General features: G+C 54.2%; 18 protein-coding genes and 1 pseudogene. 2 read left to right on the top strand and 17 right to left on the bottom strand.

The annotated features are described in order from the left end of the window. Window positions 1-8 precede the first annotated feature (8 nt). The 16 genes and pseudogenes from thrP to trxA form a co-directional block, all read right to left on the bottom strand. A complete protein-coding gene (gene thrP / locus ABOC97_RS19075; protein WP_234507273.1) occupies window positions 9-1,394 on the bottom strand; it encodes a bifunctional threonine/serine APC transporter ThrP in 1,386 nt (461 codons plus the stop codon). A gap of 230 nt (window positions 1,395-1,624) precedes the next feature. After that, on the bottom strand, window positions 1,625-2,365 hold the full coding sequence (gene wecG / locus ABOC97_RS19070; protein ID WP_349600811.1) for a lipopolysaccharide N-acetylmannosaminouronosyltransferase: 741 nt from the start codon (window positions 2,363-2,365) through the stop codon (window positions 1,625-1,627). After that, a complete protein-coding gene (gene wzyE, locus ABOC97_RS19065) occupies window positions 2,358-3,716 on the bottom strand; it encodes an ECA oligosaccharide polymerase (protein WP_349600809.1) in 1,359 nt (452 codons plus the stop codon). Before wzyE ends, wecG begins: the two co-directional genes overlap by 8 nt. Then, window positions 3,713-4,792 (bottom strand): TDP-N-acetylfucosamine:lipid II N-acetylfucosaminyltransferase, encoded by a 1,080-nt coding sequence (locus tag ABOC97_RS19060; protein ID WP_349600806.1) that lies wholly within the window; start codon window positions 4,790-4,792, stop codon window positions 3,713-3,715. The genes wzyE and ABOC97_RS19060 overlap by 4 nt, the downstream gene beginning before the upstream one ends. Continuing rightward, on the bottom strand, window positions 4,789-6,039 hold the full coding sequence (wzxE, locus tag ABOC97_RS19055; protein ID WP_349600803.1) for a lipid III flippase WzxE: 1,251 nt from the start codon (window positions 6,037-6,039) through the stop codon (window positions 4,789-4,791). The genes ABOC97_RS19060 and wzxE overlap by 4 nt, the downstream gene beginning before the upstream one ends. 1 nt (window position 6,040) lies before the next feature. Then, window positions 6,041-7,171: a dTDP-4-amino-4,6-dideoxygalactose transaminase gene (gene rffA, locus ABOC97_RS19050; RefSeq protein ID WP_349600800.1), complete on the bottom strand. Its 1,131-nt coding sequence runs from the start codon at window positions 7,169-7,171 to the stop codon at window positions 6,041-6,043. A 4-nt stretch (window positions 7,172-7,175) separates the two neighbouring features. Continuing rightward, window positions 7,176-7,850 (bottom strand): dTDP-4-amino-4,6-dideoxy-D-galactose acyltransferase, encoded by a 675-nt coding sequence (gene rffC / locus ABOC97_RS19045; protein ID WP_349600911.1) that lies wholly within the window; start codon window positions 7,848-7,850, stop codon window positions 7,176-7,178. After that, window positions 7,828-8,709: a glucose-1-phosphate thymidylyltransferase RfbA gene (gene rfbA / locus ABOC97_RS19040; RefSeq protein WP_318243369.1), complete on the bottom strand. Its 882-nt coding sequence runs from the start codon at window positions 8,707-8,709 to the stop codon at window positions 7,828-7,830. Before rfbA ends, rffC begins: the two co-directional genes overlap by 23 nt. Before the next feature lie 20 nt (window positions 8,710-8,729). Beyond that, complete coding sequence (rffG, locus tag ABOC97_RS19035; RefSeq protein WP_349600796.1) at window positions 8,730-9,797, bottom strand: dTDP-glucose 4,6-dehydratase; 1,068 nt, start codon at window positions 9,795-9,797, stop codon at window positions 8,730-8,732. Next, a complete protein-coding gene (gene wecC, locus ABOC97_RS19030; protein ID WP_318243371.1) occupies window positions 9,794-11,056 on the bottom strand; it encodes a UDP-N-acetyl-D-mannosamine dehydrogenase in 1,263 nt (420 codons plus the stop codon). The genes rffG and wecC overlap by 4 nt, the downstream gene beginning before the upstream one ends. Continuing rightward, complete coding sequence (wecB, locus tag ABOC97_RS19025; RefSeq protein ID WP_349600792.1) at window positions 11,053-12,183, bottom strand: non-hydrolyzing UDP-N-acetylglucosamine 2-epimerase; 1,131 nt, start codon at window positions 12,181-12,183, stop codon at window positions 11,053-11,055. The genes wecC and wecB overlap by 4 nt, the downstream gene beginning before the upstream one ends. A 60-nt stretch (window positions 12,184-12,243) precedes the next feature. After that, window positions 12,244-13,290 carry an ECA polysaccharide chain length modulation protein gene (gene wzzE / locus ABOC97_RS19020; RefSeq protein ID WP_349600789.1) on the bottom strand — a complete coding sequence of 349 codons (1,047 nt, stop codon included), beginning with the start codon at window positions 13,288-13,290 and terminating at the stop codon, window positions 12,244-12,246. A gap of 13 nt (window positions 13,291-13,303) precedes the next feature. Continuing rightward, the gene (wecA, locus tag ABOC97_RS19015; protein WP_349600786.1) at window positions 13,304-14,407 is read right to left on the bottom strand and encodes a UDP-N-acetylglucosamine--undecaprenyl-phosphate N-acetylglucosaminephosphotransferase; all 1,104 of its coding nucleotides are present in this window, start codon (window positions 14,405-14,407) and stop codon (window positions 13,304-13,306) included. Between the two features lie 240 nt (window positions 14,408-14,647). Next, window positions 14,648-15,907, bottom strand: coding sequence for a transcription termination factor Rho (rho, locus tag ABOC97_RS19010; RefSeq protein WP_052285527.1), 1,260 nt, complete (start codon window positions 15,905-15,907; stop codon window positions 14,648-14,650). Window positions 15,908-15,996: 89 nt separating this feature from the next. Next, a pseudogene (locus ABOC97_RS19005) lies at window positions 15,997-16,101 on the bottom strand (hypothetical protein); the annotation flags it as partial. 137 nt (window positions 16,102-16,238) lie between these two features. After that, on the bottom strand, window positions 16,239-16,568 hold the full coding sequence (trxA, locus tag ABOC97_RS19000; protein WP_002883224.1) for a thioredoxin TrxA: 330 nt from the start codon (window positions 16,566-16,568) through the stop codon (window positions 16,239-16,241). Between the two features lie 268 nt (window positions 16,569-16,836). Between trxA and rhlB the strand changes: the two genes are divergently transcribed. Together rhlB and gppA are read left to right on the top strand one after the other, a co-directional pair. Further along, window positions 16,837-18,102 (top strand): ATP-dependent RNA helicase RhlB, encoded by a 1,266-nt coding sequence (gene rhlB / locus ABOC97_RS18995; protein ID WP_052285528.1) that lies wholly within the window; start codon window positions 16,837-16,839, stop codon window positions 18,100-18,102. Between the two features lie 7 nt (window positions 18,103-18,109). After that, window positions 18,110-19,594 (top strand): guanosine-5'-triphosphate,3'-diphosphate diphosphatase, encoded by a 1,485-nt coding sequence (gene gppA / locus ABOC97_RS18990; RefSeq protein WP_349600770.1) that lies wholly within the window; start codon window positions 18,110-18,112, stop codon window positions 19,592-19,594. A 38-nt stretch (window positions 19,595-19,632) separates the two neighbouring features. On the opposite strand, the gene rep is transcribed toward gppA, so the two are convergent. Beyond that, window positions 19,633-21,657 (bottom strand): DNA helicase Rep, encoded by a 2,025-nt coding sequence (gene rep / locus ABOC97_RS18985; RefSeq protein ID WP_349600768.1) that lies wholly within the window; start codon window positions 21,655-21,657, stop codon window positions 19,633-19,635. Window positions 21,658-21,757: the final 100 nt, after the last annotated feature.

The raw sequence follows: 21,757 nt of genomic DNA, 5'->3' as shown, positions 1-21,757 counted from the left end.
TTTGTCGCTTATTTCTGCACTTTCTGCACTTCCGGTTTCTGGCTCATGCCAAATACCTTATAAACCAACGTCACAATGGCTAAAAAGAGCGCACCTACAAACAGCGACATACGGGTATCTTCATTGAATCCCATCCCCACTAGCACACAAACCAGGAACGCCATGGTGACATAGTTAGACCATGGGAACAAAATGGAGCGGAACGGGTGGCTGGCAATCGCTTCTTTGTGGGTACGACGAAAACGCAGTTGGCTAATCAGGATAACAAACCACGGCACCATCCCCGGCAATACGCTGGCGCTATAGACATAAACAAACACACGCTGTGGGTTTGGAATGATGTAGTTCAGACATGAGCCAATCAGCAGGATAACAATCGATACGCTTACACCTGCCGCCGGTACGCCACTTTTCGTCACTTTCGCCATCGCCGCCGGGAGCTGACGGTTTTTCGCCAACGCGTAGAGCATACGCCCGCAGCTATACATGCCGCTGTTACAGCCGGACAGCGCCGCCGTCAGCACCACGAAGTTAATAATCCCTGCCGCAGCGGTAATCCCAATTTTGGCGAAGGTCAGTACAAACGGGCTGCCGTTAGTGCCAATTTCATTCCACGGGAAGATAGTGACAATCACGAAAATCGCGCCCACATAGAAAATCAGGATGCGCCACAGCACTTTGCCAACTGCACTACGCAGAGTAACCTGTGGATTTTTCGCTTCACCTGCGGTCATACCGATAAGCTCTACGCCCTGGTAGGACGCTACCACAATACACAGCGCCGTCAGGAAGCCCTTCCAGCCGCCGGCAAAGAAACCGCCATGCTCAGTCAGATTGCTAAAACCAATCGAGGTGCCGCCGTTGCCAAAGCCGAAGAAGATGACCCCAAGACCAATGACAATCATCACGATGATGGTGGTGACTTTAATCATGGCGAACCAGAATTCGATCTCACCGTACAGGCGTACCGCGGCCAGGTTTGCTAGCGCGACCAGCCCCACGGCAATCAACGCAGGTATCCACTGCGCCATATCCGGGAACCAGAACTGGACGTAAACCCCGATGGCAGTGATTTCAGAGATGCCTACCGCCATCCACATAAACCAGTACGACCAGGCCGTGAGATAACCGAAGAACGGGCTCATATAGCGGTGCGCATAGACAGCAAACGAACCGGTCACCGGTTCGATGAATAACATTTCACCCATCGAGCGCATAATGAAGAAGACAAAAATCCCCGCCAGAATATAGGCCAGCAGAACCGAGGGGCCGGCCCACTTCAGGGTACTTGCCGAGCCCATAAACAGGCCGACGCCGATGGTGCCTCCAAGGGCAATTAATTCGATGTGTCGGGCTTCCAGACCGCGCTGGAGCTCCGGTTTTTTCTCTGCCATAAATCCTCTTGTGTTTGCGTATGCCCGGTCATTGCCGGTTTTTTTTATAGTAAAAAGTAGATGTCTGTCGGATGTGGACGTATGCGTAAAAATACGGATACGTCATCAGGGCATGCGAATGGTTTAACAATTTCGAAAAAATGGCAAATAGAAATGAGGAATAAAGTGTCGAAGATGTGAACGTATCACGCAGGAAATGCGCGATACGTTCAGGCTAATACGCAGGATATTCAGAGATTATTGGTGTAGTGCCAGCGTAAATAGCGCAGCAGGCGCAGCTGACGTTTAATGCGGCTTGGCTGAGACAGCAGACGGTACAACCACTCCAGCCCCATGTTCTGCCACACTTTCGGCGCACGCTTAACGTGACCCGTGAAGACATCATAGGTGCCACCTACGCCCATATACAGCGCATCAGGATGCACCTGTCGGCAGTCGCGCATCAGGATCTCCTGCTTCGGCGACCCCATCGCAACGGTAACAATTTTCGCCCCGCTATCGCGAATGCGTTCGAACAGCGCTGGCCGCTCATCCGGCGTAAAATAGCCGTCCTGCGTGCCGACCAGATTCACATTCCACTGCTGACGCAGTTTCGCGGCCGTCTCGGCCAATACTTCTGGCTTGCCGCCAATCAGGAATACCGGCGTGCCTTCCGCTCCCGCCCGCGCCATCAGCGCTTCCCACAGGTCAGCCCCCGCCACGCGTGAAACGTTGGCATCCGGGTATTTCTTGCGAACGGATCGCACCACGCTGATGCCGTCGGCGTATTTATACTCCGCCGCGTTAATCAGCGTTCTTACCTCGGCATTATCTTCCAGCGTCAGCATCTTCTCGGCGTTAATCGCCACCAGCGTCCCCTGCTTCAAATTGCCGTCCGCGTACAGATAGTCCAGCGCGTGCTGCATATTGCGCCAGCCAATCAGCTTCAGGCCGCGCAACGTGTAGGTTGGCGCGGTCAGTGAATCAGCCATTTTGTCCCTCTCCAGCGTGCGAAGGGCGTTTTAGCCGCTGATGTATCAGCCCCGCGCTTTCAAACAACCAGTACAACAGTTTTGCCACCAGCAAGCAGACCCCAAAAATAACCATAAAGAAGACCACGCGGGAGCCAAAGGAATCCAGCCCTTCGCGAGCCAGCACGATCATATTGAAGATCGCACCAAAACAGAAACTATGCAGAATCGCTGATTTATAGCGATTAGGCTCCTGGTTGCCCAGCATATACAGCCAGTCGAACCATTTGATAATCAACCCTACCGCCACCGCACCCAACGGCACAAACCACATACCGCCCATGACCACCAGCGAACCGATCAGCGTTGGGGAGATAGCCAGCCCGGAGTGGTTATTCAAAACTTCCCAGGTAAAGTAGTTGGCCGTATTCAGCACAATGCCAGGCCGGGATGGCCACAGCCAGCTGGGGATAAAGACGTAGAAGTCGCGCACCATCGGCGCCAACCCCTGGAACTCTATCTTGTCGTAGTGTTGCAGCAGCAGAGCCAGGTTTTCCCACGGCGAGAAAGTATCGCGCGTCAGATAGAGGAAGGTGTAAAACGCTTCATCACCGCTCACATCCATGCCATAACGCTTAAGCGCTAGCCAGAACATGCCGACAATTCCCATCACGCCCGCGGCCACCAGCATCCACAGCGAAATCCAGCCGCGAATAATTCCAATAAACAGGAAGATAGCGAAGGCAATAATGATATTTGCACGCGTACCACCAACGATAGCGTAGGTCAGCAGACCAAAAGCTACGGTGGCAATCAGGAAACCAATCCACGCCTTCCAGCCAGGTTTTAAGAAATAGACCACTAGCATCGCCGGAATGAAGAAGTAAAAGAAACGCTTCAGTGCGACCCCAGAGACTTCACTGGAGAAAATCTGGCTATACGAATGCAGCTTAAACAGCAGGAACCCGTTATGCAGGAAGAACGTGCCAACCGTAAACAGCGCCAGGCTCATCAACAGGATCCAGGTGATGTGCGTCTCTACCCGGTTCATGGTGAACAACGGGCGGCGCGGTGCGCTGGCGGTTGCCGAGCGTAACCGGGTTTTGTAGGTGACGTAGTACACTGCGTAGAAGCAGACCGAAATCAGCAGCGTTTGCAGCAGCACATCCGGCGGCGACACGCCGACCCCAAAACGGAACACCAGCGTACAGGTCAGCGGGAAACCGAAGAAAAAGGTCAGCAAAAACAGCAGCGAGAAGAAGACGTTGAAGTTAAAGCGCACGCGGCGGAATTCAAACCACGTCAAGGTACCGATAAACAGCGTCGACAGCAGCCAGACGGCAAACAGCCCGGTAAATTGCATTTCGCTCATACCGCCTCTCCTGCCGCCAGTGTCAGCGCCCGATACCACGGCACCAGATAGTTAGGTTTAAAAAAGGCGATGTCACTTTTATCGACCAGCGCCAGCTGTCGCTGCGCTTCACGCACTACCGACACGGTCAGCTCATCATCGGTGAACAGGACCGGAATGTGCTGCTCGGCCATGTCCTGCCAGAACGGGTTCTGCCGATTCAGAACACAGGGGATCCCCGCCTGAATCAACAAACAAAGCGTGCCAATCCCCTGCTGGCGGGCAAAAATAAAGTAGCCCAAATCACAACGGCGTAATAGCGCAAGATAGTCATCAAACTCGAGTTTTTCGCGCAGAATCTGCACATTGTCATCGCTAAACAGTGCTTGAGCAGCACCGCTTACTTCAGCAATATAGCCGTCATTGTTCGCAGGGTAGCCCATCGGGACAATCACATTAACCGTGTCGCCGAACTGCTGATGTACCGCCTTCAGCGCGGCAACGTGTTGGTTACTGCGGTCGCCAGAGTTGCCCACCAGAATGGTCAGTTTGCCATCGCGCGGCGTGGTATCGGCTAACCCGTTCAGCGTCGGATCCATTCGCGTCGGGAAATAGAGCAGTTCGCCCGGGACCTGACGATGCAAAGCCGCAAAATAACTAAGATCGCCACGGGTGGCGAACACCCGACCAACCCGTCCCTGCGCCATCCGGCGCAACGGGTAGAACAGGCGAAACTTCAGGCCGCGGGAAACTTCATACAAATCCGCGCCCCAGATATGCCAGTTCACCTGCGACGGCTTCAGGCCACCGCTGAGCAGAGCCAGCCAAATCCCGGTATTAAACTGACCGTGGAAGAAGAACCGCTGCTGGCGATTTGCTTTGGCTTTCGCGATGACGGCTTTCGCCAGCGCTGATTTATCGGTATAGCGGTCAATCGCCAACGCGGGAAACGCTGCCGCCAGGCCGTCTTCTTTGCTCACCACCATAAACTGACGGGCGTGCGCATGCTCTACGGCAAGCTCATCGGCAAAAAACCGCAGCACAGTCTGGTTATGATGAGGGATATCCGATCCCAGGATGTGTATCAGTTCGGTCATTGCCGTTTACGCCAAATGAAAAATACGCCGCAGCACAGCGTGAAATAAACAATATAAGTTGCCATGTAGGCCTGCGCTGCGCCCAGTGCGCCGTGCGCCGGGATCAGCCAGTGAGAAAATGCCGTCAGCAACGTAAACTGGCTCAATTCGGCCAGAATATAAAAACGCAGCGACGCCCTGGCAATCACTAAATAACCAAAAACGTAAGCGCCTACTTTCAGTACATCACCCAGCAACTGCCACGCAAACAGGTCACGCATGGCGGTAAATTTCGCCGAAAACAGCAGCCAGATAGCAAAGTCGCGCAGCAGCCAGACCGTCAGACTGGCAGCCGCCACTGCCGGCAATACAAACTTCAGCGAACGACCAATCTCACGGGAAACATCCTGCTTCGCGGTCAGCCGCGACAGCGTTGGCAGCAAATAGACGCTAAACGAGGCGGTGATAAATTGTAGGTAAGCGTCGGAAATACTGCTCACGCCCTGCCAAATCCCCACCTCCTCCCAACTGTAGTGTGCTGCCATCAGATTTCGCATCATCACGTAAGCCACCGGCATGGTGACAGAGGTGATAAGCGCCATCAGAGTGAACTTGCCAAGCTGGCTCGCCAGCGTCGCATCCCAGCGCGGTTTCAGGTATTCCCATGGGATAATCCCACGCCGGGAAAGCATCACCGCAGCGGGAATAACAATCAGCGCCGGAACCAGCGCCAGTCCGAGCAGCGCACCTTCGTAGCCGCCCAGCCGATAGCAGGCGTAATAGGCCACCACGCCGATCAGGCTACCCGCAATCAGCGACAGCGCATTCCCAGCCGCATCGCGGAAACCTTTCATCAGCGCCAGCAGCAGGTTCGCCCATGCGATCCCCATCTGAACCAGCGCGACCAGGCGCACCAGCCCTTGGTAATCAGTATGACCAAACAGCCCCTGACTTATCGGGGCTGCCGCCAGCAGAAAAATCACCGCCAGCAGCGTTGAGAATCCCAGCACCATCGCCGAGGACGTTCCCACCACCTGACGCAAGTGCGTCGGGTCGTCGTGATGCTGAGCAACCAGTTTGGTCACGCCGTTAAAGATACCGGCCCCAGCCAGCACGCCAAGTACCGTCACCAGCTGGCGGAAGTTACCCGCCTGACCAACGCCCGAAGGGCCAAACGAGACCGCCAGCAGCTTAACCACCAGCAGCCCAACGCCAATTTTTACCAGCGTAGACGCGGCGGTCCACACTGAAGCTTTAGCCAGTGACATATCAGGCGAAGTAGCTCAGCAGCGTATTGATAACCGTACGTTGATCAACCGGCGACAGATTGTAGAATAGCGGCAATCGAAGTAAACGCTCACTTTCTTTCGTGGTGTGACGATCTTCGCCGCGGAACTCGCCAAACTTCTCGCCCGCCGGGCAAGAGTGCAGCGGGATATAGTGGAACACCGCCAGAATTTCGGCTTCTTTCAGCCAGCTAATCAGCGCGCTACGGTCTTCAACATCGCGCAGCTTAATGTAAAACATGTGCGCGTTGTGCCCGCAGCCTTCCGGGATCACCGGCAGGTCGATGCGGCCAGCATTGGCCAGCGGCAAGAAGGCATCGTAGTAGCTCTGCCACAGCGACAAGCGCTGCTTATTGATACGTTCGGCCGCTTCCAGCTGCGCCCACAGATAAGCCGCCTGCAGATCGGACATCAGGTAGCTGGAGCCAATATCACGCCAGGTGTATTTATCCACCAGTCCACGGAAGAACTGACTGCGGTTGGTGCCTTTCTCGCGGATTATTTCCGCCCGCTCAACCAGCGCACGGTCGTTAATTAGCGTCGCGCCGCCTTCACCGCCAGCGGTGTAGTTTTTGGTTTCGTGGAAGCTAAAGCAGCCGATATGGCCAATCGAGCCCAGCGCGCGGCCTTTATAGGTCGACATCACGCCCTGCGCGGCGTCTTCCACCACGAACAGGTTATATTTCTTCGCCAGCGCCATGATGGTATCCATCTCACAGGCTACGCCCGCGTAATGAACCGGCACAATCGCGCGGGTTTTATCGGTGATGGCCGCTTCAATCTGCGTCTCATCGATATTCATCGTCTCTTTGTGGACATCGACAAACACAATCTTCGCTCCGCGCAGCACAAAGGCGTTGGCGGTCGAGACGAAGGTATAGCTCGGCATAATCACTTCGTCACCCGGCTGGATATCCAACAGAATAGCAGCCATCTCCAAAGATGCAGTGCAGGACGGCGTCAGCAGGACTTTGGCGCTGCCGAAACGTTGTTCCATCCATTGTTGGCAGCGACGGGTAAAACCACCATCGCCGCACAGTTTGCCGCTGCCCATCGCGGATTGCATGTAATCGAGTTCAGTACCCACGACCGGTGGGGCGTTAAATGGGATCATGATGTCACCTGTATAGCCAGTAAGCGGTGCTGACAACGTTAGCCCCGCTGTGAATATAGCGTTGAAGTGCTGCGGTATTGCCGGCTTGCGTCGCCACCCGTAGCGTCGAAAGGCCGCGGGTATGCGCCCAGCGCACCGCCGCCTGCATCAGTTCTGCACCCGCGCCGCGCCCGGCCAGCATGCCAATACGCGCTTCGTGGGCGTTCAATTCTCGTAGGGAAACAAAGGCGCGAATAGCCTGGCTATCATCGCGAAAAATCAGGCACTGGTTATCGAAAGTGCCTTTGACTGCATTCTCAATCCACTGCGCATAGAAACGGCCGCTGGCATCAGGGGCATACCACGGCGCACGAAAGCGGCTTAAGGCAAATGCCTGGGCCGCCAGATAGCGCAGCGCCGGGATATCCGACTCTTGCGCCACCAGCGCCTGTGAACTGGCGACTGGTGTCACCGGCAACGCTAAATCTACTTCACCTTCAACCAGCTGAAAACCCAACTGCTGAAGGGCATCAAGTTCAGCCATCTGATGGGCCGCAATTTTAACCTGCACCCGCGACCAGCCTGCCAACCGTTCGGTGGTCAGCTGCGGGGCGTCATCGGTAAGGCGGGCAATCGCGCTATTGACGTTGAAAAACTGATTTTCCCACGTCAGGGGCTCAATATTGGCGTGGACTGGCACGAAGAAGCTCCAGCAGGTATTGGCCATAGCCCGTTTTCGACAGCCGCGCCGCGGCGCATTTCACGCCATCGTCGTCGAGCCAACCGTTGCGCCAGGCAATTTCTTCCAGGCAGGCAATTTTAAAGCCCTGTCGTTTTTCCACCGTCTGCACAAACATACTCGCCTCAATCAGGCTGTCGTGCGTACCGGTATCCAGCCAGGCAAAACCGCGCCCGAGCAATTCAACGGTCAGCTTGCCATCGTCGAGATACATCTGGTTGAGGGCAGTAATCTCCAGCTCACCGCGCTCCGACGGTTTCACGCGCTTAGCGTACTCCACAACATCGCCGTCGTAGAAATACAGCCCGGTCACCGCCCAGTTAGACTTAGGTTGTTTTGGCTTCTCTTCCAGCGACAGCGCGTGGAAGTTATCGTCAAATTCCACCACGCCGAAGCGTTCCGGGTCCATCACCTGGTAGCCGAACACCGTGGCCCCGTCAGTGCGTGATGCAACATGACGCAGTTTTGCGCTAAAAGACTGGCCGAAGAAGATGTTATCGCCCAGTACCAGACAGGACGGTTCGCCGTTAAGGAACGTTTCACCGATGATAAACGCCTGTGCCAGGCCATCAGGGCTTGGCTGTTCGGCATACTGCAACGAGATACCAAACTCACTGCCGTCGCCCAGCAGACGCTGGAAGCTGCTTTTATCTTCCGGGGTAGTGATAATCAAAATGTCACGAATACCCGCCAGCATCAGTACCGACAGCGGGTAGTAAATCATCGGTTTGTCATAAATCGGCAGCAGCTGTTTCGACACACCGCGGGTGATCGGATGCAGGCGTGAGCCCGATCCGCCAGCCAGAATAATACCTTTCATCGTTTTTCCTCCTCCGGGAGTTAGCCCTTCAGGCCTAGGCGTTCGCCCTGATAGCTGCCATCCTGTACCTGCTGCCACCAGCTTTCATTGGCAAGGTACCACTGCACCGTTTTGCGCATTCCGCTTTCAAAGGTCTCTTCCGGCGTCCAGCCCAGCTCGCGGGCAATTTTTGCCGCATCGATGGCGTAACGCAGATCGTGACCGGGACGGTCGGCGACAAAAGTGATCAAATCATGATAGCGCGCAATGCCCTGCGGCTTCTGCGGCACCAGTTCTTCCAGCAGAGAACAAATTGTTTCGACGACGTCGAGATTTTTACGCTCGTTGTGGCCACCGATATTGTAGGTCTCGCCAATTGCCCCTTGTGTTGCCACCAGGTAGAGCGCCCTCGCATGATCGTCGACGTACAGCCAGTCGCGGATCTGCTGCCCGTTGCCGTACACCGGCAGCGGTTTACCCGCCAGCGCATTGAGAATGGTCAGCGGGATCAGTTTTTCCGGAAAGTGATAGGGGCCGTAGTTATTCGAACAGTTGGTAATCAGCGTCGGCAGCCCGTAGGTACGCAGCCAGGCGCGAACCAGATGATCGCTGCTGGCTTTCGATGCGGAGTAAGGGCTACTTGGGGCATACGGTGTAGTTTCGGTAAAGAAATCATCCACTGAATGCAGATCGCCATACACTTCATCAGTGGAAATATGATGGAAGCGAAACGCCGCTTTAGCCCCCTCTTCAAGCGCAGACCAGTAGGCGCGAGCGGCCTCCAGCAGCGTGTAGGTGCCAACAATATTGGTTTCAATAAATGCCGCCGGGCCGTCGATCGAACGGTCGACGTGGCTTTCTGCCGCCAGGTGCATCACTACATCCGGACGATACTGCGCAAAGACGCGATTTAACTCGCTGCGATCGCAGATATCGACCTGTTCAAAGGCAAAGCGCTCATCATGCGCCACTGGTGCCAGCGAAGTCAGGTTGCCAGCATAGGTGAGTTTGTCGACCACCACTACGCTGTCCGGCGTGTGGTTGATAATATGGCGCACTACCGCCGAACCGATAAAGCCCGCGCCGCCGGTTACCAGAATACGTTTCAACGCCAGACTCCTTTAGTATCTACCACATATTGTTGAGCGACAGTCTCGCCGCGAATAGCTTTGAACTGGGTATGATCTACCAGCATGACAATCACATCGGCGCTAGCCAGCGCGGTTTCTACCGAAACCAGCGAGCACAGCCCGTCGAGCTTTTTCGGCAACTGATGAATATTCGGTTCCACCACCAGCGTTTCACCACTGTGCCACTGGGCAATCAGTTCAGCGATTTCCATGGCCGGGCTTTCACGCAGGTCGTCAATATTCGGTTTAAACGCCAGGCCAAAGCAGGCAATTTTCAGTTCGCTGGCGCGCTTGTTGCTGGCCGCCAGACAGTCGGCAACGTGGGCCTTCACTTTGTCGATAACCCAGAATGGTTTATGGTCGTTCACTTCCCGCGCGGTGCGAATAAGACGCGCCTGCTCCGGGTTTTGCGCCACGATAAACCATGGGTCGACGGCGATACAGTGGCCACCAACGCCCGGGCCTGGCTGGAGGATATTAACCCGCGGGTGACGGTTCGCCAGACGAATCAGTTCCCAGACATTAATCCCCTGATCGGCACAGATGAGCGATAGCTCATTGGCAAAGGCGATGTTCACGTCACGGAAACTGTTTTCGGTCAGCTTACACATTTCGGCGGTACGCGCGTTAGTCACCACGCATTCACCTTCCAGGAAGATTTTGTACAGTTCGCTGGCGCGCGCGGAGCACACCGGCGTCATACCACCAATCACCCGGTCGTTCTTAATCAATTCAACCATCACCTGCCCCGGCAGCACGCGCTCCGGGCAGTAGGCGATGTTGATGTCTGCCTGCTCACCCACCTGCTGTGGGAAAGTCAGGTCCGGGCGCATCTGTGCAAGCCAGCCGGCCATCTGCTCGGTTGCGCCAACGGGAGACGTAGACTCGAGGATCACCAGAGTCCCTTTTTTTAGCACCGGCGCGATGGAACGCGCTGCCGCTTCCACGTAAACCATATCGGGCTCATGGTCGCCTTTAAATGGCGTTGGCACGGCAATCAGGTAAGCGTCGGCCGCTTCTGGCGTGGTGGTTGCACGCAGGTATCCGGCGGCAACCGCCGTTTTCACAACCCTGTCGAGATCGGGCTCAACAATATGAATTTCACCGCGGTTAATGGTATCCACCGCGTGTTGATTAATATCGACACCCACCACCTTCTTTTGCCGTGAGGCAAAAGCAGCTGCAGTAGGAAGGCCGATATAGCCTAGACCGATCACCGAGAGGGTTGAGAAACTCATAACGTTACCTGATTATTTTTTAATGCTAATAAAATACGTTCGCATGCCCGGCCATCCCCATAAGGGTTATGCGCCCGGCTCATCCTTTGATATTCATCTTCATCGCGCAGCAGACGCGTAACTTCATCCACAATGCGTTGGCTGTCCGTCCCGACCAGGCGAACCGTACCCGCATCGATAGCTTCCGGGCGCTCCGTGGTTTCGCGCATCACCAGCACCGGTTTACCCAGCGAAGGGGCCTCTTCCTGAATACCGCCAGAGTCGGTCAGGATAAGCCAGGCATGGTTCATCAACCAGACGAATGGCAGGTAGTCCTGAGGGTCGATAAGTATCACGTTATCGATATGACCCAGAATACGGTTAACAGGCTCGCTAACGTTTGGATTCAGGTGCACCGGATAGACAATCTGCACATCCGGGTTGGTCGCGGCGATTTCCGCCAACGCGTGACAAATTTTTTCGAAGCCCTGGCCGAAACTCTCACGACGGTGCCCCGTCACCAGGATCATCTTTTTACCGTTGCTCAGGAACGGATAGCGCGCGGACAAATCAGCGCGTAGCGCTTCGTCGTTCATCACCCGGTCACGTACCCAGAACAGGGCGTCAATCACCGTGTTACCGGTGACGAAAATACGCTTATCCGACAAATTTTCCCGCAGCAGATTCTGCCGCGAGTTTTCCGTCGGCGCGAAATGGTACATAGCCAAATGGCCGGTCAGCGTGCGGTTAGCTTCTTCCGGCCACGGCGAGTAGAGATCGCCGGTACGCAGACCCGCTTCAACATGCCCAACAGGAATACGCTGATAAAATGCCGCCAGACTTGCTGCGGTCGTGGTCGTCGTGTCGCCATGCACCAACACAACGTCCGGTTTGAAAGATTCCAGAACGGGTTTTAACCCCTGCAAAATCCGGCAGGTTATTTCTGTGAGACCCTGTCCTGGACTCATGATATTGAGATCATAATCCGGAACGATGGAGAAGAGGTTTAGCACCTGATCAAGCATTTCCCTATGCTGCGCGGTGACGCATACTTTCGCCTCAAAATGAGGATCCTTTGCTAGCGCATGAACCAGAGGAGCCATTTTGATGGCCTCTGGTCGTGTGCCAAATACAGTCAGTACTTTCACATCGATTCTCTTCTTTAGATGAAACAGGCCCATCGCCCTTCATCAAATGATGGGTATTTACTACTGCGTGCGACGACGCGCCAGTGCCACCCCAGCACCCACCAATGCGCCGACAATTCCCCACATAACCATCAGGAATACGCGGCGTGGACTCGTGCGTTTTACCGGTTCCTCTGGTGTCCGCAAATACCGATATGTCTGAAAACTTGCTGCCAGCGTCGGGCCAACATTAAGAGTCGTCAGCATCGCTCGCCCCTGATCGTAATCAAGGTCGAACGCCGGTCCCACGGCCTGCAGGTTTTCCAGACGGGCCTGCAGCATAGGACGACCCAACAATGAGAGTTCAGAGTCAGGTAACTCATCGGCCGGAATATCCGTGACGCTACGATTAATGTTGTGCTGCTGTGCAATCTTCAGCGCCGCTTCAATGCTGTGCATACGGCGGTTGAATATCGCCTGAGCGACTTCTTCCTGACGCTTCACCTGCGCTTTAATCTGAATCGTGCGTGCGGCCCACGCACCTTTCAGCTCATCATTCAGATGCCCGGCAGCGCGCTGGCTGGCAAACGCCACGTACTGGCGCAACAGGTTATTGGCGTCCTGCGCGGTTTCCGCGTTTAGCTTCACGCTGTCGCTCACGCTCTTTTGCGCATCGCCAGGAATAAATTGAATATCGTTAATCAGGTCATCCAGCTGCGCTGCATCGGCGCGGGAATTACCCACCATTCGCTGTTTGTAGTAGTCCGTCTGCGACCAGAAATCACGACGGGTATCCCAGGAGGCGAGCTGCATAACGAACTCTTTGTACACCTCGTCCATCACCGAGGGTGGTATGGCAGTGGTGGGATTGACCTTCACATCGAGGTTGCGCAGGAACTGCTGCTGCGAATAGTAACCACCGAGCATATTCACGGTAGGCCGGTCAGTGATAGCCGTCGTGCTCCACTCTTGCCGGGCAAAAAAAGTATAAATCAGCACCACGGCGGCAAACAGCACCGCAAAGCCGATAATCCAGTGTTTCCCCGACCACAACGCGCGAAACAGGCCACGAATATCCAGTTCATTCTCAGCACTCGCCAACTGTGCTTCCGGTAATGGTTGTGTCATTACTACCCCAGTTTTACTTGGTTAATTTTGGATGGTTTTCACTGTTTCGACGCATTCTACGCTTCATACGCTTAATGAAACGCGCCACTTTCCAGGCCCGCTTGATGCAGTAGCCGTAGAGGCCAAAGGCCACGAAGAACAGTAGCAGCATGACCCACTCAGGCACAACGCGAGTGTACTCGGCCAGGACTCCGATTCCGGCCAGCAACGCTGCGGCAAGGGTAATCAGGACCAGCGCCTGGCGAGAAGTAAAGCCTGCGCGCATGATCAGATGATGAATGTGTTGACGGTCTGCTGAGAACGGGCTCATGCCCTTACGCAGACGGCGATACATGATAGCCACCATATCCATCAATGGAATGGCGACAATCCACAGCGCCGTGACCGGGCTGATAGGATGATGTGTCCCCTGGGTGGTTTCCAGCAGGATCCAGATAACCGTAAAGCCAATCAGCGTGCTGCCCGCATCGCCCATGAAGACTTTATAGCGACGGCCCAGCACGCCAAGATTCAACATAATATACGGCAGAATGGCGGCAATCATCGCGAAGCACCATATAGCAAGACTGACCTGCCCATCAAACCACAGGATCAGGCCAATTGCGCCAAAGCTCACACTCGACAGACCGCCGAGCAGGCCATCAATGCCATCGACCATATTGAAGGCGTTAATCATCGCCCAGACAGCGAACAGAGTGAGGAAGAAGCCAAACGGCCCAAGCACCAGTTCCCACGAGCCGAAGATATAACCCAAGCTACGCAGATATAAATTACCTGCCGTCATCATCACGATACCAATCAGCGCCTGAATGGTTGCACGGATTTTCACGCTAACGTCATAGCGGTCATCAAGAGCCCCAACGAGCACCAGGGCACCTGCACAGGCAAGGTAAAGGGAAGCGTGAGGAATGTAGTAATCTGCGATCGCAAAAGTGAAGCAGATCCCGGCATAGACCGAGATGCCACCCACTAGCGGAATAAGCCCCTGGTGACGTTTACGGTAATTAGGTCTATCCACCAAACCGATCCTTTTAGCTGCCTTACGGGCGAAAAAAAGGAATACGGTGGTGAACAAAAAAATACTGATCAAGTCAGTACCGACGGTCAGTAAACTCACAATTTATACTCGCTGCGAATATTAATAGCGAAAGTATACCCACGATAGCAGCTCATCAGAAGAGGAAGCCTGATGAATATTGGGGAAACTCGCCTGATTTATAACCGATTTTACAAACTAACTATTATTGTAGCCGTAAACCGTAATTGTCCGTGAAAAAAAAGTTGAGCCCTATCACCTAAACTCCTAAAAACAAAAACGCCACACAAAAGTGTGGCGTTCGTCGGCAAAAACCGGATTTTACGAACGTTTCATCATGTCGAAGAAATCATCGTTAGTCTTGGTCATTGCCAGCTTATTGATGAGGAATTCCATCGCATCGATTTCACCCATTGGATGGATGATTTTGCGCAGGATCCACATTTTCTGCAGCTCTTCCTGAGTGGTGAGCAGCTCTTCTTTACGGGTACCGGAACGGTTGTAATCGATAGCCGGGAAGACGCGTTTTTCAGCAATCTTACGAGAGAGGTGCAGTTCCATGTTGCCGGTACCTTTAAACTCTTCATAGATAACTTCATCCATTTTAGAGCCGGTATCAACCAACGCGGTGGCGATAATCGTCAGGCTGCCGCCCTCTTCCACGTTACGTGCTGCACCGAAGAAACGCTTCGGACGATGCAGGGCGTTAGCGTCGACACCACCGGTCAGTACTTTACCGGAAGCCGGTACCACGGTGTTGTAGGCGCGAGCCAGACGAGTGATGGAGTCGAGCAGAATGATAACGTCTTTCTTGTGTTCAACCAGACGTTTCGCTTTCTCGATAACCATTTCAGCGACCTGAACGTGGCGGGATGCAGGTTCGTCAAAGGTGGAAGCGATAACTTCACCTTTTACCAGACGCTGCATCTCGGTCACTTCTTCCGGACGTTCGTCAATCAGCAGAACCATCAGTACGCAGTCTGGGTGGTTATACGCAATGCTCTGCGCGATGTTCTGCAGCAGCATGGTTTTACCGGCTTTCGGCGGTGCCACAATCAGACCACGCTGACCGCGACCAATCGGCGATGCCAGATCCAGGACGCGAGCAGTTAAATCTTCGGTAGAACCATTACCACGTTCCATACGCAGACGAGAGTTTGCGTGCAGCGGGGTTAAGTTCTCAAACAGGATCTTGTTGCGCGAGTTTTCCGGCTTGTCGTAGTTAACTTCGTTAACTTTCAACAGCGCAAAGTAACGCTCACCCTCTTTCGGCGGACGGATCTTACCCGAAATGGTGTCACCAGTGCGGAGATTGAAACGGCGGATTTGGCTAGGGGAAACGTAGATATCATCGGGACCGGCGAGGTAGGAGCTGTCTCCAGAGCGGAGGAAACCAAATCCATCCTGCAATATCTCCAGTACACCGTCACCAAAGATATCTTCGCCACTCTTTGCGTGCTGCTTCAGGATGGCAAAAATGATGTCCTGCTTGCGCATACGAGCCTGGTTTTCCAGACCCATATTTTCGCCGAGAGTAATCAGCTCAGAAACCGGCGTATTCTTTAATTCGGTAAGATTCATAATGGTGTGAGTTCTTAAACTTGGGGGAAATCTCGAACTTAATGTTGTGAATGGTATGGCAGGGTCATCCATGCCTGTTTACGGCCATCACTCATGTCTGTTCGCTGTCTGGTCACAGGAGAGTACGCAGAACTGAAACGACAAGACGGAAAGAGTGACAAACCTGGAATTTTTTCACCTCTGACGTCATACATCGCAACGAGAGGTTTGGATAAAACAAGATTCAAACAAGGTATGTTTAAAACGAAGTCAAAAATAACTTAGCACGACTGAAGCCGGGCGTCCAGAGTTCTGCTTAATTTAAGAACACCGGACGCCCAAACCGAATTTCTTACGCCAGGTTAGCGTCGAGGAACTCTTTCAGTTGGCCTTTAGACAGCGCGCCAACTTTGGTTGCTGCAACTTCGCCGTTTTTGAACAGCAGCAGCGTAGGGATACCGCGGATGCCATACTTAGGGGCTGTGCCCGGGTTCTGATCGATGTTCAGTTTAGCAACGGTCAGTTTACCCTGATACTCCTCGGCGATTTCATCCAGAATCGGGGCGATCATTTTGCACGGACCACACCACTCTGCCCAGAAATCGACGAGTGTCAGCCCGTCAGCTTTGAGTACGTCCGTGTCAAAACTGTCGTCAGTCAGGTGAATAATTTTATCGCTCATATTTAACTCCACAGGAATAAGCCTGGTGTGTTGGTGTATACACAAAATCATTCAAGTTGCATCAAGGCGGCAAGTGAGCGAATCCCGATGAACTTACTCAAGTAAGTGATTCGGGTGAACAAACGCAGCCAGCGCGGAAGCAGCTTGAAGAATGACGTGTATAGCATTAACCAACAAGGTGTTGATGTTAACTTCGCCAACAAAGGTTGACGTTATTTCACCGGATACGCTTTCTTAATGCAATAGTAAGCTGATATTCTACCACACTATGAGCAAAACACATTTAACAGAACAGAAGTTTTCCGACTTCGCCCTGCACCCTAAAGTGGTTGAAGCCCTTGAAACCAAAGGGTTTTATAATTGCACGCCCATTCAGGCGCTGGCTTTGCCGCTAACGCTTGCTGGACGTGATGTGGCTGGACAGGCGCAAACCGGTACCGGGAAAACGATGGCGTTTCTGACGTCCACGTTTCATTATCTCCTTTCTCACCCAGCGAGTGCAGACCGCCAGGTGAATCAACCGCGCGCCTTAATTATGGCGCCAACACGTGAGCTGGCAGTGCAGATTCACGCCGACGCAGAGCCTCTGGCTCAGGCGACTGGCCTGAAACTGGGTCTGGCTTATGGCGGTGACGGCTATGACAAACAGCTGAAAGTGCTGGAAAGCGGCGTCGACATTCTGATCGGCACCACAGGTCGTCTTATTGATTATGCAAAACAGAACCACATCAACCTGGGCGCGATTCAGGTGGTGGTGCTGGACGAAGCCGATCGCATGTACGATCTGGGCTTTATTAAAGATATCCGTTGGCTGTTCCGTCGCATGCCGCCGACCAACCAGCGTCTGAATATGCTGTTCTCCGCAACGCTGTCCTACCGCGTCCGCGAACTGGCGTTCGAACAAATGAACAACGCCGAGTATGTGGAAGTCGAGCCAGAGCAGAAAACGGGCCACCGTATTAAAGAAGAGCTGTTCTACCCTTCCAACGAAGAGAAGATGCGTTTGCTGCAAACGCTGCTGGAAGAAGAGTGGCCGGACCGCGCGATTATCTTCGCCAACACCAAACATCGCTGTGAAGATATCTGGGGTCATCTGGCCGCAGACGGTCATCGCGTAGGTCTGCTGACCGGCGACGTCGCGCAGAAAAAACGCCTGCGTATTCTGGAAGATTTCACCAGCGGTGATATCGACATTCTGGTTGCCACCGATGTTGCGGCACGCGGCCTGCATATCCCAGCCGTTACCCACGTCTTTAACTACGATCTGCCGGATGACTGTGAAGACTACGTTCACCGTATCGGCCGTACCGGTCGTGCTGGCGCCAGCGGACACTCCATCAGCCTTGCTTGTGAAGAGTACGCGCTGAATCTGCCAGCGATTGAAACCTACACCGGTCACTCTATTCCGGTCAGTAAGTACAATCCGGATGCGCTGTTAACTGAACTGCCGAAACCATTACGTCTGACGCGTGTTCGTCAGGGCAATGGTCCACGCCGTTCTGGTGCGCCACGTAATCGCCGTCGTTCAGGTTAAAAAAGTTATGCTCACTTCCACCTCGCTCTACGCAGCTATCGATCTCGGTTCCAATAGTTTTCATATGCTGCTTGTTCGCGAGGTGGCGGGAAGTATCCAGACGCTTACGCGCATTAAGCGTAAAGTGCGTCTGGCAGGCGGACTCAACCGTGACAACATGCTGTCAACGGAAGCCATGGAACGTGGATGGCAGTGCCTGCGCCTGTTCGCCGAACGTTTACAAGATATTCCCCCGACCCAAATTCGCATCGTTGCGACCGCAACACTTCGTCTTGCCGTTAATGCCGATGTGTTTATCGCCAAAGCCCAGGAAATTCTCGGCTGCCCGGTGCAGGTTATCCGTGGCGAAGAAGAAGCGCGCCTGATTTATCAGGGCGTCGCGCACACCACCGGCGGCGACGATCGCCGTTTAGTGGTTGATATCGGCGGTGCTAGCACCGAATTAGTGACCGGTACCGGCGCACAAACGACTTCACTGTTCAGCCTGTCGATGGGCTGCGTCACCTGGCTTGAACGCTACTTTACCGACCGTAACCTGGCTCAGGAACATTTCGACGAAGCCGAACGGGCTGCGCGTGAAGTGCTCAAACCGGTTGCCGATGAACTGCGTCAGCACGGCTGGAAAGTCTGTGTCGGCGCGTCCGGAACTGTTCAGGCGTTACAAGAAATCATGATGGCGCAGGGGATGGATGAACGTATTACCCTTGCCAAACTTCAGCAGCTAAAACAGCGCGCTATCCAATGTGGGCGTCTGGAAGAGCTGGAAATTGAAGGGCTGACGCTGGAACGCGCGCTGGTCTTCCCAAGCGGTCTGGCGATCCTTATCGCTATCTTCACCGAATTGAATATCCAGTGTATGACGCTGGCCGGCGGCGCGCTGCGCGAAGGTCTGGTCTACGGCATGCTGCATCTGGCAGTGGACGAAGATATTCGTAGCCGCACGCTGCGCAATATTCAGCGTCGCTTTATGGTCGATACTGAACAAGCCAATCGCGTCGAGCAGTTGGCGGCAAGTTTTGTCGATCAGGTCGGAAATAGCTGGGATCTGGAGCCATTAAGCCGCGAACTGCTGCTTAGCGCCTGCGCTTTGCATGAAATCGGCCTGAGCGTTGATTTTAAACAAGCACCGCAGCACGCCGCCTATCTGGTGCGCAATCTCGATCTGCCAGGCTTTACGCCCGCGCAAAAGAAACTGCTCGCGACCTTATTGCTCAATCAGACTAACCCTGTCGACCTTTCGTCGCTTCACCAGCAAAATGCGGTACCTCCGCGCGCAGCCGAGCACCTCTGCCGCCTGCTACGCCTGGCTATCATCTTCGCCAGCCGTCGCCGGGACGATCTGGTGCCCAACATGACGGTACAGGTCAACGAGGAAAGCCTGATGCTCACGCTGCCGGAAGGGTGGCTGGAGCAGCATCCGCTGGGTAAAGAGACTATCGATCAAGAAAGCCAGTGGCAAAGCTATGTCCACTGGCATTTAGAAGTACGCTAACCATTCACCATTGCCGGATAGCCTTGCGCTTATCCGGCCTACGATTTTGCTTTCTTCGCCGCCATCATCGCCTTCAGGTTCGCCAGATGGCTCTGCCCTTTCTGCATCCGTTCTTCAGCTGTAATCACTTTGCGCTCTTGCTCCCACTCAACGTCATCCTGCGGTAGCTCCAGCAGGAATCGGCTCGGCTCCGGGCGCACCAGTTCTCCATACTGACGGCGTTCTTTACACAGCGTGAAGATGAGCTCCTTCTGCGCACGGGTGATCCCTACATAGGCCAGGCGTCGTTCTTCATCGACATTATCCTCATCGATGCTGCTCTGGTGCGGCAGTAGCCCCTCTTCCATCCCTACGAGGAAGACGTACGGGAACTCCAGCCCTTTCGAGGCATGGAGAGTCATGAGCTGCACCTGATCAAGGTCTTCCTCGCTTTCACCGCGTTCCATCATGTCGCGCAGCGTAAATCGCGTAACAACCTGCGTGAGCGTCATCGGCTCTTCTAGCTCGCTGCCTTCGAGCATTTCCGTCATCCAGCCGAATAGGGTGTTGACGTTTTTCATCCGCATTTCGGCCGCTTTCGGGCTTGGCGAGGTTTCAAACAACCAGGATTCGTAGTCGATACCGTGGATAAGATCGCGCACTGCAGCAATCGGCTCGCGCTCGGCCAGACGCTGGATTTCACCCAACCACTGGGTAAAGCGGGTTAACGACTCGTAGCCGCGTCCAGTCAGCGTCTGATTCAGCCCCATATCAAAACTGGCGGTAAACAGACTCTTGTTGCGGGTCGTGGCCCACTCGCCGAGCTTCTGCAGCGTCGCCGAGCCAATCTCACGTTTTGGGGTGTTGACGATGCGCAGGAAGGCGCTGTCATCATCCGGGTTGCTCAACACGCGCAGATACGCCAGCAGGTCTTTAATCTCTGGACGCGAGAAGAACGAGGTACCGCCGGAAATTTTGTACGGGATGCGGTTTTGCATCAGGAATTTTTCGAACACCCGCGACTGGTGGTTGCCACGATAGAGGATCGCGTAGTCCTTATACGCGGTCTTATTGACGAAGTGGTGGGCGATAAGCTCGCCGGTCACGCGCTCCGCTTCGTGCTCTTCATTGTTGGCGCTCAAAACTTTGAGCTCTTTACCGTAGCCCAGCTCGGAGAACAGACGCTTTTCAAATACATGCGGGTTATTGGCGATCAGAATGTTCGCGGCCTTCAGGATACGGCCGGAAGAACGATAGTTCTGTTCCAGCTTAATCACCTGCAGCGCCGGGAAATCTTTGCTCAGTAATACCAGGTTTTGCGGACGCGCACCGCGCCACGAGTAGATTGACTGGTCATCGTCGCCCACGACGGTAAAGCGGGCTCGTCGCCCCACCAGCAGTTTAACCAATTCGTACTGACTGGTGTTGGTGTCCTGATACTCATCCACCAGCAGGTAGCGGATTTTATTCTGCCAACGCTCGCGCACCTCTTCATTACGCTGCAACAACAGCGTCGGCAGCAAAATCAGGTCGTCGAAGTCCAGCACATTACAGGCCTTCATGTGCGCGTCGTACAAGCCGTAGCAGTGGGCAAAGATCCTGTCGCGCTCGCCTTTCGCGCTGGCGGCCGCCTGCGACGGAGTCATCAGATCGTTTTTCCAGTTAGAGATCGTCGAGATCAGCTGCTGGAAGAGTACCTTATCGTCCTCGATAAGCCCTTCGGTCAGATCCTTCAGCAGTGCGGTTTGATCGGTATCGTCAAACAGGGAGAAGTTCGACTTCATCCCCAGCGCCGCATATTCACGCTTGATGATATCCAGCCCCAGAGTGTGGAAGGTCGAGATCATCAGCCCGCGCGCCTCTTTGCGCCCCAACGTCTGCGCCACACGCTCTTTCATCTCGCGCGCGGCCTTGTTGGTAAACGTTACCGCTGCAATATGTCGAGCCTGATAGCCACACTGGTGGATCAGGTGGGCGATTTTATTGGTAATAACGCGGGTCTTACCGGATCCAGCACCCGCCAGCACCAGGCAGGGTCCGGTGACGAATTCGACGGCTTGTTGTTGTCCGGGGTTCAAACGCATGACGTATTGCTCAATCTATAAACACGGGGGTGTGGATTGTAGCAGAAAGTCAGGCTGAGATTTACCCGGCAAATGGTAAAGTGTTGGGCAGTAATCCTGT

The organism is Kluyvera huaxiensis (genome assembly GCF_040149365.1).
GTDB lineage: Bacteria > Pseudomonadota > Gammaproteobacteria > Enterobacterales > Enterobacteriaceae > Kluyvera > Kluyvera intermedia_A.
This window is presented reverse-complemented; position numbering and strand designations above follow the sequence as displayed.

What these genes read in the sequence shown, in the direction of transcription:
- thrP (WP_234507273.1), bottom strand. Translation starts at nt 1,394, where the DNA reads ATGGCAGAGAAAAAACCGGAGCTCCAGCGCGGTCTGGAAGCCCGACAC.
- wecG (WP_349600811.1), bottom strand. Translation starts at nt 2,365, where the DNA reads ATGGCTGATTCACTGACCGCGCCAACCTACACGTTGCGCGGCCTGAAG.
- wzyE (WP_349600809.1), bottom strand. Translation starts at nt 3,716, where the DNA reads ATGAGCGAAATGCAATTTACCGGGCTGTTTGCCGTCTGGCTGCTGTCG.
- ABOC97_RS19060 (WP_349600806.1), bottom strand. Translation starts at nt 4,792, where the DNA reads ATGACCGAACTGATACACATCCTGGGATCGGATATCCCTCATCATAAC.
- wzxE (WP_349600803.1), bottom strand. Translation starts at nt 6,039, where the DNA reads ATGTCACTGGCTAAAGCTTCAGTGTGGACCGCCGCGTCTACGCTGGTA.
- rffA (WP_349600800.1), bottom strand. Translation starts at nt 7,171, where the DNA reads ATGATCCCATTTAACGCCCCACCGGTCGTGGGTACTGAACTCGATTAC.
- rfbA (WP_318243369.1), bottom strand. Translation starts at nt 8,709, where the DNA reads ATGAAAGGTATTATTCTGGCTGGCGGATCGGGCTCACGCCTGCATCCG.
- wecC (WP_318243371.1), bottom strand. Translation starts at nt 11,056, where the DNA reads ATGAGTTTCTCAACCCTCTCGGTGATCGGTCTAGGCTATATCGGCCTT.
- wzzE (WP_349600789.1), bottom strand. Translation starts at nt 13,290, where the DNA reads ATGACACAACCATTACCGGAAGCACAGTTGGCGAGTGCTGAGAATGAA.
- rho (WP_052285527.1), bottom strand. Translation starts at nt 15,907, where the DNA reads ATGAATCTTACCGAATTAAAGAATACGCCGGTTTCTGAGCTGATTACT.
- trxA (WP_002883224.1), bottom strand. Translation starts at nt 16,568, where the DNA reads ATGAGCGATAAAATTATTCACCTGACTGACGACAGTTTTGACACGGAC.
- rhlB (WP_052285528.1), top strand. Translation starts at nt 16,837, where the DNA reads ATGAGCAAAACACATTTAACAGAACAGAAGTTTTCCGACTTCGCCCTG.
- gppA (WP_349600770.1), top strand. Translation starts at nt 18,110, where the DNA reads ATGCTCACTTCCACCTCGCTCTACGCAGCTATCGATCTCGGTTCCAAT.
- rep (WP_349600768.1), bottom strand. Translation starts at nt 21,657, where the DNA reads ATGCGTTTGAACCCCGGACAACAACAAGCCGTCGAATTCGTCACCGGA.